Source organism: Bisbaumannia salifodinae (assembly GCF_055388505.1).
The window spans coordinates 958,404-973,242 of the sequence record NZ_AP043781.1; the positions used below are offsets into that span (position 1 = coordinate 958,404).

Below are 14,839 nucleotides of genomic sequence, written 5' to 3' on the forward strand. Positions count from 1 at the left end.
CTCAGGCGACTCGCTCGAGCAGGGCATCGAAGGCGCGGTCGAAGGCCGCCAGGCCCTCCTCTTGCAGGGCGTCGCCCTCGGCGTCGATATCGATACCCAGCGCCGCCAGCTCGGCCAGCTGCCGCCGGGCCGTGTCGAGGTCCCGGGTCAGGGTCTCGGCGGCCTCGCCGTGGTCGGCGAAGGCCTCGAGGGTCGCCGCCGGCACGGTGTTGACGGTGTCGGGGCCGATCAGCTCCTCCACGTAGCGCACGTCGGAGTAGGCCGGGTCCTTGGTGCCGGTGCTGGCCCACAGGCAGCTCGGCGGCCGGGCGCCGGCGGCGCCCAGGGCGGCGAAGTCGTCGCCGCCGAAGAGCGCCTGCCAGCGGGCATAGGCGGCCCTGGCCGAGGCGATGGCGATGCTGCCGCGCAGCGCCGGGGCGGCCTCCGCCAGGCGCGGATCGAGGCGGGCATCGACCCGGCTGAGGAAGACGCTGGCCACGCCGCGCAGGCCGGCCACCGGAAGCCCCGCGGCGTGACGGGCGGCCAGGCCCTCCCGGAAGGCGGCGAAGACGGCGTCGAGCTGGCGCGGCGAGAAGATCAGGGTGACGTTGATATTGATCCCGGCGGCGACGGCGTCGCGGATCGCCGGCAGGCAGGCCCGGGTCGCCGGGATCTTGATCATGGCGTTGGGGCGGTCGATGGCCGCCCACAGCCGGCGGGCCTCGGCCAGGGTAGCGTCGGCGTCCTGGGCCAGGCGCGGTGAGACCTCGAAGCTGACATAGCCCTTGTCACCCCCCGAGGCATCGAAGCGGGGGCGCAGCAGGTCGCAGGCCTCGCGGATATCGGGCAGCACCAGGGTCTCGAAGCGCCGCTCCGGGTCCGGCTCCGCGGCGCGCAGCCGGGCCAGGTCCTCCCGATAGAGCGGGTCTTCGGCGATGGCCTGCTGGAAGATCGCCGGATTGGAGGTGACCCCGGCGATGGCGTCCTCCTCGATCAGGCGGCGCAGTCGGCCATCGCGCAGCAGCTGGCGGGAGAGCTGGTCCAGCCAGACCTGCTGGCCGAAGTCGGCGATGCGGCTCAGTCGACTCATGACGGGGTCTCCTCGGTGTCGATAAAGGTTTCCATGAAGAGCGCCAGCAGGCGTTCGGCGTCCACCGTCACGCAGACGCCCTGGGAGGGCAGGCCGTCCCAGTCGCCGGGGGGGAAGTCCCGGTCGTCGGGGCGCTGCAGGGTCTGGCCCATGGCGATGCCGGTGGTCACCGCCCGCACCGGCCCATGGCGTACCTCGAACAGGCTCGGGTCGATGACATAGGCCACGGCGCTGGAGTCGTGGACATAGCAGCCGTCGATGGCCTCCCGCGCCGAGTAGAAGTCGACGTAGTGGCGGGAGATCTGCCACATAAAGTCGCCCGCCTCGCCGCCCCGCTCGCGCAGGCGGGCGAAGTCGGCATTGCTCATCAACACCTTGTGGGTCACGTCCAGGCCCACCGCGGTGACCGGCCAGGGGGCGGTGAAGACCAGGTCGGCGGCCAGGGGATCGCCGTGGATATTGGCCTCCGCCGCCGGGGTGACATTGCCGCCCTGGCCGTCGACGCCGAAGGCGCCGCCCATGATCACCACCGCCTTGACCAGCTCGGCGATCGCCGGGTCCTCCTTGAGGGCCAGGGCCAGGTTGGTCAGGGGGCCCACGGCGACCAGGGTCACCTCGCCGGGATGGGCGCGGACGGTATCGATGATCCAGCGATAGGCGGGACGCGGGTCCGGCTCGCGGCTCGGCGCGAAGCTCTGGCCGACGTTCCCCAGGCCGTCGTCGCCGTGGACCATGGCCGGCGGCGCCGACTTGGCCATCGCCAGGGGCTCCCGGGCGCCGCGGGCGACGGGCACCTCGATGGCGAAGCGCTCGGCCAGGTAGCAGGCGTTGCGGGTGGTGGTGTCGATGTCGGCATTGCCGTGCACGGTGGTGATGCCGAGCAGCTCGATGGCCGGGTGACGATGCAGGAAGAGCAGCGCCATGGCGTCGTCGACGCCCGGGTCGGTATCGAAGATCACTTTGTGAGCAGGGGCGGAGGTCATGGGGATTCTCCTCAGGGGGTGGCGGGGGGGAGTTCGTGGCGATAGGGGATCGCCGCCTGGGCACCGGGGCGGGTGACGGCGATGGCGGCGGCGGCCTGCCCCTCCTGGAGTGCCGTCGTCACCTCGGCGCCGCGGGCCAGGGCCGCGGAGAAGGCGCCGACGAAGGTGTCGCCGGCGCCGGTGGTATCCACCGCCGCCACCGGCCGGGCGGGGGCGTGATGGAGCCCCGACTCGAGGCCCGCCACCACGCCCTGGGCGCCCAGGGTGATCAGCACCCGCCGGCAGCCCAGGGCCTGAAGCCGCTCGATGGCCCGGGCCGCCTGGTCGGGGTCGGCGACGGGGCAGCCGCCGAGGGCCTCGGCCTCGCTCTCGTTGACCACCAACCAGTCGACCAGGGCCAGCAGTTCGCCGGGCAGCGCCATGGCCGGGGCGGCATTGAGCAGGGTGGTGGCGCCATGGGCCCGGGCGCGCTCGAGGGCGTGGCGCACCGTCTCCAGGGGCACTTCCAACTGGCAGACCACCAGCTTGGCCGAGGCCAGCAGGGCCTCGGCGGTCTCCACATCCGCGGGGGTGAGCTCGGCATTGCTGCCGGGGATCACCACGATGCTGTTCTGGCTGGCGTCATCGACCTGGATCATGGCCACCCCGGTCTCGCCGGCGGGGCTGGTGAGCACGGCCTGATGGCGGATGCCCTCCCGGGTCAGGTTGTCGCGCAGGGCCCGGCCATGGGCGTCATCGCCGAGGCGGCCGATCATCGCCGTGGTGGCGCCGAGGCGCGCCGCGGCCACGGCCTGGTTGGCGCCCTTGCCGCCGGGGGTGGTGGCGAAGCCGTGGCCGAGCAGGGTCTCGCCGGGGACGGGATGGCGTGGCGTGCGCACCACCAGGTCCATATTCAGGCTACCGACGACGACCACCTCGGCAGTGTCGAGGGGGGGAGTGGGGGACGTTGTGAATGTCACTGTGTTGATCCTGGGAGTTGGCGGAAAGACACCGAGTCCTGGGCCCGAAGGGCAGGCAGGCGCGGGCCGCCGGCGGGGCCGGAGCGTGGCCAGGGCGAAGCGGGTGTGCCGCGAGTGCCGGGGTGGACATCGTGGTAGGCGCGGGTCGGGTGCCGGCCACGGGCAGGCGATGCGTGGGCTGCCATCGGGGTACCTCAGGGACTTGTGGTTGTTTTTTGCCTACCCTAGGCAAATAAAAACGTTTGCGCAATCGTTTTCTTTGCCCCGATTCGCTAGCCTGTCGATAGGCCAGCGGCACCGCCAGCCGGGCAGCTGCGGCGATTTCGGTAGGCGGCTTAACCAGAAAATCAAGGGGTTATCATGTGCGTCGCTGGGCGGCGGCGGCCCGGATCGCGTATCCTGAGCGTCGCGACGAGCCCGGGGCGCGCCGGGAGGAAGGCCAGGCCCGGGGACGCGGCACGGGAACGGTGGTGATCAACGGGCGGAATGGCGGAGGCTGATGATGGTGACGATTAGCGATGTGGCGAAGGCGGCGGGGGTCTCGGTCTCCACCGTCTCCCATGTGGTGAACGGTACCCGCTTCGTCAAGCCGGAGACCCGGGCCCGGGTGATGGCGGCGATCGAGCGCCTCGATTACACCCCCAGCAGCTCGGCGCAGTCGCTGAAGAAGAACGTCACCCACACCATCGGGATGATCGTCACCAGCTCCACCAACCCCTACTTCGCCGAGGTGGTCTCCGGGGTGGAGGCGGCCCTCTATGCGGCGGGCTTCAACCTGATGCTATGCAACTCCGGGCGCGATATCGACAGGCAGCGCAGCTATATCCGCACCCTCAAGGGCAAGCGTATCGATGGCCTGCTGGTGCTGGAGTCGGTGATCTCCGAGGAGTTCCTGGCGCTGCTGACCGCCTGCCCCTTCCCGGTGGTGCTGATGGACAACGAGGCCCCGGAACTGGCCAGCGTCGTCGATGACTCCGAGCAGGGCGGCTACCTGGCCACCCGCTACCTGATCGAGCAGGGCCATCGAGACATCGGTTGCATCACCGGCCCCGCCGACCACTACCAGTCCCGGCAGCGCTATCGGGGCTTTCGGCGCGCCCTGGAGGAGGCGGGGCTCGAGGTCGAGCCGGCCTGGGTCTATGCCGGCAACCTCGAGGTGAGTGGCGGCGAGGCCGCCATCCAGGCGCTGACTGCCGGCCCGCGGCGCCCCACGGCGCTGTTCGCCTTCAATGACCTGCTGGCCCTGGGGGCCATCGGCGAGGCGACGCGACGCGGCCTGCGCGTCCCCGAGACGCTGTCGATCATCGGCTACGACGATATCGAGATCGCCCGCCTCCTCACCCCCTCGCTGACCACCTTGAGTCAGCAGACCGCCCTCCTGTGTCGCGAGGCCTGCCGGCTGTTGACGGCGGCCATCGCCGCCAAGGCAGCGGTCATCGAGCATGTGCGGATCCCGCCGCAGCGGGTGATTCGCGACTCGGTGTGTGGGCCGCCGACGGATCTACACTGAGAGGTGTCGCGCCGGAAGGTTTCGCCTTCCGGGATCCCTTAGAGGAGGCGTCACCATGAACGATACCGTCAAGCTGCATCCGGCGGTGGATAACGGCATCGCGCCGGCCGATCCGGACTTCGAGGGGGGCACCCTGGTGTGCCACTGCGAGGAGAACCAGGTGGTGGTGGCCATCCATGAGCAGTGCCAGCATAACCACCTGTGCGGTTGCACCAAGTGCTGGAAGCCGGAGGGGGCCCTGTTCTCCCAGGTGGCGGTGGTACCCCGGGCCAGCGTGCATGTCATCGCGCATGCGGAGAAGCTCGAGATCCTCGACCGCAAGGCGGTGATTCGCCGCCATGCCTGCACCGGTTGCGGGGTGCACCTGTTCGGGCGCATCGAGCAGAAGGATCACCCCTTCTATGGCCTCGACTTTATCCACCCGGAACTCTCCCACCACGGCGGCTGGGCACCGCCGGGCTTCGCCGCCTTCGTCTCGTCGATCATCGAATCGGGGGTCGACCCGGGGCGCATGCCGGTGATCCGCGAGCGCCTGCGCCAGCTCAATCTGGAGCCCTACGACTGCCTGTCGCCGACCCTGATGGATGCCATCGCCACCCATATCGCCAAGGCCAAGGGCGAGCAGGCCGCCTGAGCGCCGCGTCCCGCCGGGAGCCCTCCCGGCGGGACGCGGTCAGCGGTGGCAGGTATAGAGATGGGCCGGCAGGATATTGAGCGGCTCGAAGCCCTTCTCTACCTGCGAGAAGAGACGCCTCAGGTCGCCGCCCACCTTGGGGGAGAACTGGTAGATCAGCATGGCCCCGTCGTCGGCCAGCGCCTCGCGGCTGTCGCTGAGGATACGTTGGCGGCAGTCGGCGGGCATGGTGCTGAAGGGAATGCCGGCGACGATATAGTCCGCCGGCGGCAGGCCCAGTCGGCTCAGCTCCGCCTGGATGGTCTCGGCGGAGCCGGCCACCACCTGCAGGCGGGGGTCGGGGAGCGAGTCGCCCAGGTAGGCAACGAAATCCGGGTTGGTCTCCAGGGCCAGCAGGGTGGCGTCCGGGGCCAGCCGAGCCAGGATCTCCCGGGTAATGGTACCCACGCCGGGGCCGTACTCCACCACCACCCGAGCCTCTTCCCAGCCCACTTGATCGAGGAGGCGCCGTACCAGAAAGGGGGAACTGGGGATGATGGAGCCCAGCATGCGGGGATGTTTGAAGAAGTTCCTGGCGAACAGCGAGAGCTGGGCACGTCGTGAAGGGGCTAGCACGCGACTGGGGCGGTCGGGCACCGTCATGGGCGTCTCTCCTGCGATGGGCGGGTATGACTCCACTCTAGCAGCCCGGCGGAATTAGCGCCGATCCGCCGTGAAATCCAGGCCTGTGGCGCCGATCCACCGCGTCTCGGGCCCCGAGGCGTCGGCCGTCTTGTCCTGGATCAAGTCTGGCCAGTCGCCGCTCTGCTACATTCAGAGAATAACGAGGCCGCGGGGGCCGCCCCTGGTCTCCCGGGCACTGGCCAACGAGGGAATGCTATGCAAGCCGTGGATATCATGACGCCCAATGTCATCACCGTCGCCCCGGACACTCAGGTGCAGGAGGTGGCGCGGTTGCTGCTGGAGAATCATATCAGCGCGGTGCCGGTGGTGGATGGCGACAACCGGGTCCTGGGCATCGTCAGCGAGGGCGACCTGTTGCGTCGTATCGAGGGCAGTGGCGAGCGCCCCCGCCACTGGCTGCGAGCCCTGTTCGAGACGCCGGCGAGCCCGCTGGACTATATCAAGTCCCACGGCCGCACCGCCGAGCAGGTGATGACCTCGCCGGTGATCGAGGTCGCCGGCGACATGCCCATCGACGATATCGCCCGGCTGCTGGAGAAGCATCGCATCAAGCGCGTGCCGGTCACCGAGGATGGGCGCCTGCTGGGCATCGTCAGCCGTGCCAACCTGCTGCGGGGCTTCTCGGTGGCGGGGCTGGAGGAGGGCGCCACCGTGGACGATCGGGCCATCCGCGATCGCCTCCACAAGGAGCTGGAAGAGACCCTGGGCCTGGGCCAGATCAATGTCATCGTGGTGCAGGGCGAGGTGCAGCTATGGGGCCTGGTGGACAGCAATGAGCAGCGCAAGGCGGCCCAGGTGGCGGCGGAAGACATCCCCGGCGTCAAGCGGGTGGAGAACAACCTGGGCATGCTGCCCCAGGGCATGGGCCGCGTGTGACCGGTCCGCTTGCCGAGACGACGAAGGGGTGGCCATGGGCCACCCCTTCGTCGTGTTCCGGCGCGGAAGAGGGCGATCAGTCCAGTCGTTCCAGGGCCGCGGCCAGGGTGGTGACGCTGCGCTCCACGTCGAGCAGCTTGTCGAGGCCGAACAGGCCGATGCGGAAGGTCTGGAAGTCATCCCCTTCGTCGCACTGGAGGGGCACCCCGGCGGCCACCTGCAGGCCGGCGGCCATGAACTTGGCGGCGATGCCGGCATCCTCGGTATAGCTCACCACCACCCCGGGGGCGGCGAAGCCCTCGGCGGCCACGCTGGCGAAGCCCCGAGTGGCCAGCAGTTCACGCACCCGGCGACCCAGCTCCCATTGGGCATCGCGCACCCGCGCGAAGCCGACCCGCTCGGTCTCCTCCATGATATCGCGCAGGCGACGCAGGCCATCGGTGGGCAGGGTGGCGTGGTAGGCATGGCCGCCCTGTTCATAGGCCTGCATGATGGCGTGCCACTTGCCCAGGTCCATGGCGAAGCTGCTGCTGATGGTGGCTTCCAGGCGCTCGCGGCCGCGCTCGGAGAGCATCACCATGGCGCAGCAGGGGGTGCCGCTCCAGCCCTTCTGGGGGGCGCTGATCAGCACGTCCACGCCGGTGGCTCGCATATCCACCCAGAGGGTACCGGAGGCGATGCAGTCCAGCACCAGCAGGCCGCCTACCCCATGCACCGCATCGGCCAGGCGCTTGAGGTAGTCGTCCGGCAGCAGCATGCCGGAGGCGGTCTCCACGTGGGGGGCGAAGACCAGCGCCGGGCGTTCGGCGGCGATGCTGGCCTCCACCTCCTCGATGGGCGCCGGCGCGAAGGGCACCTGGGCGCCTTGACCCTGGCGGCGGGCCTGGTGCACCAGCTCTCGGGAGGGGATATCGCCCATGGCGAAGATCTGGCTCCAGCGGTAGCTGAACCAGCCGTTGCGGATCACCATCACCGCCTGGTCGGTGGCGAACTGGCGGGCCACCGACTCCATGCCGAAGGTGCCGCTCCCCGGCACGATCACCGCCACCTCGGCGCCATAGACCCGCTTGAGGGTGGCGGAGAGGTCGGTCATCACCGCCTGGAAGGCGCGGGACATATGGTTGAGAGCACGGTCGGTGTAGACCACCGAGTATTCCAGCAGACCATCGGGATCCACATCGGGCAGCAGGCCGGACATCGTTTTCTCCTGAGTTGTCGGGAAACTGCTAGCAAGGATATTCGCTCACTTGGCTAACGGCCAGTGCAGACCACCAGGCAAGCCGGGAAAGAGAGTCTGGCTCCGGTCGGGTGAGCGATGCCTGAAAACATTTCATTTGCGCCAGGGAAGCTCCGGGCCCACACTCCAAGAGGTGTTAAAAAACACTGTTCTTTAATGGAGGTAGTCATGAGATTTCTTGTTGCCGCATCTGCCGCCGCCCTGCTGGCGGTAGGGGCCTTCGCTACCACGGCTCAGGCCAATCAGCATGGCTTCTATCCCCAGGGATACGTGGGGGGCGATGCCATGTTCTGGGACCTCGACCCCAAGGGAGCTTCCTCGGCCAATGACGTGGGCCTGCGTCTGCGGGGCGGCGTTCAGTTGAACGACTACTTCGCCGTCGAGGGCCACCTGGGGACCGGAGGCTCCGATACCGTGCAGGGTGTCGAGGCCGAGCTCGACTATCTGGTCGGCGGCTTCGCCAAGGGCATCCTGCCGATCTCCCAGGAGTTCCGGCTCTATGGCCTGCTGGGCTACTCCGAGGTGGATTTCGATTTCTCGCCGGGCGGCAGTGCCCGGGATGATGGCTTCTCCTATGGGGCCGGTGCCGAATTCGAAGTCGCGCCCAACCTTTCCGTAGGGGCCGATTATATTCGTTACCTCGACAAGTCCGATGCCAATGTCGATGCCGCCAGCGTCGGGCTGCGTTACCAGTTCTAACCCTTGTCTGCCACGACTGACGCCCCCGCCCTCGGCGGGGGCGTCGTCGTTTCTGAAGCACCATCCTGGTGCAAGGCCGCGGTGGCCGGGGAGGGGCGGAAAGTCCCCCAGGGACTTGGGTTGCGGGGCCGGACAAGGGAGGTTGGCACGGGCCCTGCAGGGTAAACCCTATCCTTGCCATGCAGGTGTCGCCATGTCCTCCATTCGTTTTCTCCCGGATACGCCGTCTCGGCTGCTATTCACCGACCTGGATGGCTCGCTGCTCGATCATCACGACTATGACTGGTCGCCGGCCCGCCCCTGGCTGACGCGGCTCAAGCAACTGGGCATACCGGTGATCCCGGTGACCAGCAAGACCCGCCACGAGCTGTTGCCGCTGCGCCGTGCCCTGGGGCTCTCGGAGGCCCCCTTCGTGGCCGAGAATGGGGCCCTGGTGGGCCTGCCTCCCGCCTGGTGCCATGCGCGCCTGGAGCGCGACCCGGACCCGGATGGCCTGGTGATCAAGTCGCTGGGGGTGGATATCGGCTTTATCCGCCAGCGGCTGGCGATCTGGCGGCATCGCCTGGACGCGCGTTTTACCCCCCTGAGCGAGCTGCCCCTCGACGAGCTGGTGGCCTGCACCGGGCTCAGCGAACCCGAGGCGCGGCTGGCGCGGCGGCGCGAGGGCAGCGAGCCGCTGCTCTGGCAAGGCGGCGAGGCCGGCCTCGAGGCCCTGCGCGACGGCCTCGCCGGCGATGGCCTGAGGCTGGTGCGCGGCGGGCGCTTCTGGCATGTGACGGGCGCCTGTCACAAGGGCGAGGCGGTGCGCTGGCTGGTGCGGCGCTATACCGCCCTGAGGGGGCATCGACCCCTGACCCTGGCGCTGGGCGACGGGCCCAATGACATTCCCATGCTCGAGGCGGTGGACCAGGCGGTACTGATCCGTGGCCACCATGATCAGCCGGTCGCCCCCGCCCAGCCGGCCCTCTATCGCAGTCGTGTTGCCGGGCCCGCCGGCTGGGCCGAGGGGGTGGCCCACTGGTGGGGGCGAGACGGACACCGGGGCGAGTCGGCCCTGAGCAACCCGGCCGGGCAAGGGGAGGCGATGGCATGAGCGACTTCTACCAGAATGGCATCGTCACCGACTTCCATAACCTGACCCGCCGCCCGGTGGCGGCGCTGGAGGCCGAGCTGGCCGATTTCTCCCGGCGCCGGCCGATGAGCCTGATCCTGCCATCCCTCTACTCCGAGCTGGAGGGGCCGGCGCTGGCGGCGATCGTCGAGGAGCTCGCCCGGGTACCCTACCTGGCCGAGGTGGTGATCGGCCTGGATCGGGCCGATCGCGAGCAGTTCCGGCATGCCCGGGAGTTCTTCTCGCGCCTGCCCCAGCCCCATCGAATCCTGTGGAACGACGGCCCGCGGCTAGGCGCCCTGGACGCCGAGCTGGAGGCCCAGGGGCTGTCGCCCCGCTTGCCCGGCAAGGGGCGCAATGTGTGGTTCTGCAGCGGCTTCGTGCAGGCCTCGGGCCGTGGCGCCGTGGTGGGGCTGCACGATTGCGATATCCTCACCTATGATCGCGGGCTACTGGCACGCCTGTTCTACCCGGTGGCGCACCCCCACTTCAACTACGAGTTCTGCAAGGGGTACTACCCCCGCCTCGCCGAGGGCAAGCTCAACGGCCGGGTATCGCGACTGCTGGTCACCCCGCTGCTGCGCGCCCTCAAGCGGATCCATGGCCCCTTGCCCTACCTGGAGTACCTGGACAGCTATCGCTACCCGCTCTCCGGCGAGTTCGCCATGCGCGCCGAGGTGCTCGACTCCCTGCGTATCCCCGCCGACTGGGGGCTGGAGATCGGCGTGCTCTCCGAGCTGCACCGCAATCACTCCACCAAGCGCCTCTGCCAGGTGGACCTGGCCGACGCCTACGACCACAAGCATCAGCCGGTCTCCGAGGCGGACGCCTCCGCCGGTCTCAACCGCATGAGCCTGGATATCGCCAAGGCGCTCTACCGCAAGCTGGCGACCCAGGGGGTGACCTTCAGCGCCGAGGGCTTCCGTACGATCAAGGCCACCTACTACCGGCTGGCCCTGGACCTGATCGAGGCCTATGCCCACGACGCCGAGATGAACGGCCTGCGTCTCGACCGCCATGCCGAGGAGCGCGCGGTGGAGCTGTTCGCCGCCAACCTGCTCGAGGCCGGCAGCGCCTTCCTCGACAATCCCCGGGAGCGCCCCTTTATCCCCAGCTGGAATCGCGTACGGGCGGCCATTCCCGACCTGCCGGCGCGGCTCCACGCCGCCGTGGAGGCCGATAATGCCGGGGAGGTGTGATTACGGCTTCTCCGCCAGCCACAGGCTGCGGTAGGGCGCCAGGCTCTCCATCGGCGCCCAGGGCGCCTCCTCCAGCAGGTCGTACCAGTCGCCTTCCGCCAGCGCCGCCAGGGCCAGCGGCTGGCGCTTGTCGGTGACGTTATGGATCGCCAGCAGGCGGCGTCCGTCGGCCAAGGGACCGCGCTGGAGCACCAGCAGCTGTGGCGGGGCGGGCAGCACCCGCTGGGGGGCGTCCGGGTGAAAGCAGGGTTCCCGGCGTCGCACCGCCAGGCGGCGCTTGAGCGCCAGGAAGACCTCGCGGGTCGGGGTGTTGCGGCTGTCGAGCAGCTCCTCGAGCTCGTCGAGTCGCCAGCGGCGGCGGTTGATGGAGCGCAGCCGGCCGCTGCGCTCGACCCCCTCCAGGTCGTTGAGGGTGCCGGTCAGGCAGTGCAGGTAGAGGGCCGGGATGCCCCGCAGGGCCAGCATCAGGTGCTGGCTGCACAGGAAGCGCTCCATCTGCCAGGGATCGGCGCCGCGCCGGGTGCCCTTCATGGCATCGAACCAGGTGATATTGATCTCGTAGGGGCTGTCGCGGCCATCGGGTTGGCGACGCATGCTGACGAAGCCGCCGAAGCGGTGCATCAGTTCCAGCAGCGCCTCGATCTCGTGGGGCGGCAGCCAGCCCTCCAGGGGGCGCACGCCGATGCCATCGTGGCTGGCGGTGAAGTTCAGGTAGCCGCAGCCCGGTGGCAGCTCGGGCAGGCTCTCGAGCCAGTTGGCCAGGGTGGTGGCATCGCCGCCGGTCAGGGTGTGCAGCAGCAGCGGCGGCAGGGTGAACTGGTAGACCAGATGGGCCTCGTCGGGCTCGTCCCCCTCGGCCGGTCGCTCCAGTCCCCCGGCTGAAAGCCGTTCAAGACCCAGGTAGCTGAGGTTCTCCCGGTGGGGCACATTGGTCTCGGTAAGCAGCAGGGTGCCGGGCGCCACATGGTCGACCACGGCGCGCAGCAGGCGCACCACTTCATGGGTCTGGGGCAGGTGGATGCAGGAGGTACCCAGCTCCTTCCACAGGTAGGCGATGGCGTCGAGACGCACGACCCGTGCGCCCTGCGCGAGATAGAAGAGCAGGATGCCGATAAATTCCAGCAGCACGTCGGGGTTGGCGAAGTTCAGGTCGATCTGGTCCTCGGAGAAGGTCGCCCAGAGGTGGCGGGTGCCGCGGCGGGTGGCCACCGGCACCAACAGCGGCGTACTGCGAGGGCGTACCACCGCCGAGAGGTCGCTGTCGGGATCCATCTCGATAAAGTAGTCGCGCCCCGGCTGGCTGCCGGTCAGGTAGTCGACGAACCACAGTGACTCCCGGGAGACATGGTTGAGCACCAGGTCCACCGCCAGGTCATGCGTCGCGGCCAACTGGCGAATATGCGACCAGTCCCCCAACTGGGGGGCCACCTCCCGATAGTGGATCACCGAAAAGCCGTCGTCGCTGCTCCAGGGGAAGAAGGGCAGCACATGCACCCCGCTGAAGGCATCATCCAGCCGCGTTTCCAGGAACTCATCCAGCACCGCCAGGGGCGGCCGGTCGTCGTCCAGCAGGCTGTCGCCATAGGCGATCAGCCACTGGTCACGCTCGCTCCATAGCGGCGATCCCGCCTCGCGGCGGTGCATCGCCGGGGGGCGATGCGCCAGCAGGGTCAACAGGCGCCGGTGGACCTCGTCGGCGCGTGGGCCATAGAGGACGGCCAGATGACGGTGCGCCCGCTCGCGGAAGGCATCGTGCTCCAGGGGCGTGGTAAGGGAAGGGGTAAAGGCAGGGGATTCCATGGGCTGACCACCGTGCTGTCCGCTTTCCCTGAGTATGCAGGGGGCGTGCCAGGGGACGGGGATGACAGACCCGGAGTCATCACGCCGGCCCTGGGGCCGGCGTGATCGTTCGGGTGGATGGTGGAGGCGTCACACCTCCTGGTAGAGCTCGCTGCCCTTGTTGCGGAACTTCTCGGCCTGCTCCTCCATGCCTTTCATGACGGCTTCCTGATCGCCGTCGAGGCCGTGCTCGCTGGCGTAGTCGCGCACCTCCTGGCTGATCTTCATGGAGCAGAACTTGGGCCCGCACATGGAGCAGAAGTGGGCCACCTTGGCGGAGTCCTTGGGCAGGGTCTCGTCGTGGTACTCCCGGGCGGTGTCCGGGTCCAGGCCGAGGTTGAACTGGTCCTCCCAGCGGAACTCGAAGCGCGCCTTGGACAGGGCGTTGTCGCGGCGCTGGGCGGCCGGGTGACCCTTGGCCAGGTCGGCGGCATGGGCGGCGATCTTGTAGGTGATGATGCCGGTCTTGACGTCGTCCTTGTTGGGCAGGCCCAGGTGCTCCTTGGGGGTCACGTAGCAGAGCATGGCGCAGCCGTACCAGCCGATCATCGCCGCGCCGATGCCGGAGGTGATGTGGTCGTAGCCGGGGGCGATATCGGTGACCAGCGGCCCCAGGGTGTAGAAGGGCGCCTCGTCGCAGTACTCGAGCTGCTTGTCCATGTTCTCTTTCACGAGGTGCATGGGCACATGGCCGGGGCCCTCGATCATCACCTGGACGTCGTGCTTCCAGGCGATATGGGTCAGTTCGCCGAGGGTCTCGAGCTCGGCCATCTGCGCCTCGTCGTTGGCGTCGGCCACCGAGCCGGGGCGCAGGCCGTCACCCAGCGAGAAGGCGACATCGTACTGCTTGCAGATCTCGCAGATCTCCTCGAAGTGCGTATAGAGGAAGCTCTCCCGGTGATGGTAGAGGCACCACTTGGCCATGATCGAGCCGCCCCGGGAGACGATACCGGTCACGCGCTTGGCGGTGAGCGGCACGTAACGCAGCAGCACGCCAGCGTGGATGGTGAAGTAGTCCACGCCCTGCTCAGCCTGCTCGATCAGGGTGTCGCGGAACACCTCCCAGGTGAGGTCCTCGGCCACGCCCTTGACCTTCTCCAGGGCCTGGTAGATGGGCACGGTGCCGATCGGCACCGGGGCGTTGCGGATGATCCACTCGCGGGTCTCGTGGATGTTCTGCCCGGTGGAGAGGTCCATGATGGTGTCGGCGCCCCAGCGGATGCCCCAGGTCATCTTGTCGACCTCCTCCTCGATGGAGGAGGTCACCGCCGAGTTGCCCAGGTTGCCGTTGATCTTCACCAGGAAGTTGCGGCCGATGATCATCGGCTCGGACTCGGGGTGGTTGATATTGTTGGGGATGATCGCCCGGCCCGCCGCCACTTCCTGGCGCACGAATTCCGGGGTGATCTCCTCGGGCAGCCGCGCGCCATGACCCTGGCCCGGGTGCTGATGGCCGAGGATGCGCTCCACCTCCGCCGTGCCCAGCGCCTGGCGGCGCTGATTCTCGCGCAGGGCGATAAATTCCATCTCCGGGGTAATGATGCCCTGGCGGGCGTAGTGCAGCTGGGTGACGTTCTTGCCGGGCTTGGCGCGGCGCGGGGTGCGGGTCAGGTCGAAGCGCAGCTGGGCGAGGGTCGGGTCATTGGCGCGGCGCTGCCCGTACTCGGAGGTGGGGCCGTCGAGGAACTCGGTGTCGTCGCGCTCCTCGATCCAGGCGCGGCGCAGCTCGGGGAGTCCCTTTCGCAGGTCGATTTGGGCCTGCGGGTCGGTGTAGGGGCCGGAGGTGTCGTAGACTAGCAGCGGCGGGTTCTCCTCATCGGCGCCGGAGGTCTTGGTGGGCGAGAGGCTGATCTCGCGGAAGGGCACGCGGATATCCGGGCGCGAGCCTTCCACATAGACCTTGCGCGAGCCGGGCAGCGGCTGGACGGCGGCGGCGTCGACCCGGGCGGTCTCGGCGAGGAAATGGGCGGTCTTGCTCATGGTGTTCTCCCTTGAGGGTTGTGCTGTTGTCAGGGAGTACCGCTGGGGAGGACAGGGGC

Annotated in this window: 13 protein-coding genes; 6 read left to right on the plus strand and 7 right to left on the minus strand. The window is 68.8% G+C overall.

Annotated features, from left to right (window positions below; all coding sequences use genetic code 11):
* Position 1: 1 nt before the first annotated feature.
* The 3 genes from tal to rbsK are packed head-to-tail and all read right to left on the minus strand — an operon-like array spanning position 2 to position 3,011.
* Positions 2 to 1,069, minus strand: a complete 1,068-nt coding sequence (gene tal, locus ACZ5EF_RS04430; protein WP_346063862.1) for a transaldolase — start codon at positions 1,067 to 1,069, stop codon at positions 2 to 4.
* Positions 1,066 to 2,052, minus strand: a complete 987-nt coding sequence (locus tag ACZ5EF_RS04435) for a nucleoside hydrolase (RefSeq protein ID WP_346063861.1) — start codon at positions 2,050 to 2,052, stop codon at positions 1,066 to 1,068. The genes tal and ACZ5EF_RS04435 overlap by 4 nt, the downstream gene beginning before the upstream one ends.
* Before the next feature lie 11 nt (positions 2,053 to 2,063).
* On the minus strand, positions 2,064 to 3,011 hold the full coding sequence (gene rbsK, locus ACZ5EF_RS04440) for a ribokinase (RefSeq protein ID WP_346063860.1): 948 nt from the start codon (positions 3,009 to 3,011) through the stop codon (positions 2,064 to 2,066).
* 499 nt (positions 3,012 to 3,510) lie between these two features.
* On the opposite strand from rbsK, the gene ACZ5EF_RS04445 reads away from it, so the two are divergent.
* Positions 3,511 to 4,521, plus strand: coding sequence for a LacI family DNA-binding transcriptional regulator (locus tag ACZ5EF_RS04445; protein ID WP_346063859.1), 1,011 nt, complete (start codon positions 3,511 to 3,513; stop codon positions 4,519 to 4,521).
* Positions 4,522 to 4,576: 55 nt separating this feature from the next.
* On the plus strand, positions 4,577 to 5,155 hold the full coding sequence (gene gfa, locus ACZ5EF_RS04450) for an S-(hydroxymethyl)glutathione synthase (protein ID WP_346063858.1): 579 nt from the start codon (positions 4,577 to 4,579) through the stop codon (positions 5,153 to 5,155).
* 39 nt (positions 5,156 to 5,194) lie between these two features.
* On the opposite strand, the gene ACZ5EF_RS04455 is transcribed toward gfa, so the two are convergent.
* A complete protein-coding gene (locus ACZ5EF_RS04455; RefSeq protein ID WP_346063857.1) occupies positions 5,195 to 5,797 on the minus strand; it encodes a class I SAM-dependent methyltransferase in 603 nt (200 codons plus the stop codon).
* Positions 5,798 to 6,034: 237 nt separating this feature from the next.
* On the opposite strand from ACZ5EF_RS04455, the gene ACZ5EF_RS04460 reads away from it, so the two are divergent.
* Positions 6,035 to 6,715 carry a CBS domain-containing protein gene (locus ACZ5EF_RS04460; protein WP_346063856.1) on the plus strand — a complete coding sequence of 227 codons (681 nt, stop codon included), beginning with the start codon at positions 6,035 to 6,037 and terminating at the stop codon, positions 6,713 to 6,715.
* A 76-nt stretch (positions 6,716 to 6,791) separates the two neighbouring features.
* On the opposite strand, the gene ACZ5EF_RS04465 is transcribed toward ACZ5EF_RS04460, so the two are convergent.
* Complete coding sequence (locus ACZ5EF_RS04465) at positions 6,792 to 7,913, minus strand: pyridoxal-phosphate-dependent aminotransferase family protein (RefSeq protein WP_346063855.1); 1,122 nt, start codon at positions 7,911 to 7,913, stop codon at positions 6,792 to 6,794.
* A 207-nt stretch (positions 7,914 to 8,120) separates the two neighbouring features.
* Here ACZ5EF_RS04465 and ACZ5EF_RS04470 point away from each other — a divergent pair, with 207 nt between their 5' ends.
* The 3 genes from ACZ5EF_RS04470 (at position 8,121) to ACZ5EF_RS04480 (ending at position 10,961) form a co-directional block, all read left to right on the plus strand.
* Positions 8,121 to 8,651: a porin family protein gene (locus ACZ5EF_RS04470; RefSeq protein ID WP_346063854.1), complete on the plus strand. Its 531-nt coding sequence runs from the start codon at positions 8,121 to 8,123 to the stop codon at positions 8,649 to 8,651.
* Positions 8,652 to 8,844: 193 nt separating this feature from the next.
* Positions 8,845 to 9,744: an HAD-IIB family hydrolase gene (locus tag ACZ5EF_RS04475; protein WP_346063853.1), complete on the plus strand. Its 900-nt coding sequence runs from the start codon at positions 8,845 to 8,847 to the stop codon at positions 9,742 to 9,744.
* Entirely contained in the window at positions 9,741 to 10,961 is a 1,221-nt protein-coding gene (locus ACZ5EF_RS04480) for a glycosyltransferase family protein (protein WP_346063852.1), read from the plus strand. Before ACZ5EF_RS04475 ends, ACZ5EF_RS04480 begins: the two co-directional genes overlap by 4 nt.
* Here ACZ5EF_RS04480 and ACZ5EF_RS04485 read toward each other — a convergent pair whose 3' ends face one another.
* Positions 10,962 to 12,761 carry a sugar phosphorylase gene (locus ACZ5EF_RS04485; protein WP_346063851.1) on the minus strand — a complete coding sequence of 600 codons (1,800 nt, stop codon included), beginning with the start codon at positions 12,759 to 12,761 and terminating at the stop codon, positions 10,962 to 10,964.
* Positions 12,762 to 12,890: 129 nt separating this feature from the next.
* Positions 12,891 to 14,780 carry a phosphomethylpyrimidine synthase ThiC gene (gene thiC, locus ACZ5EF_RS04490; RefSeq protein ID WP_346063850.1) on the minus strand — a complete coding sequence of 630 codons (1,890 nt, stop codon included), beginning with the start codon at positions 14,778 to 14,780 and terminating at the stop codon, positions 12,891 to 12,893.
* Positions 14,781 to 14,839: the final 59 nt, after the last annotated feature.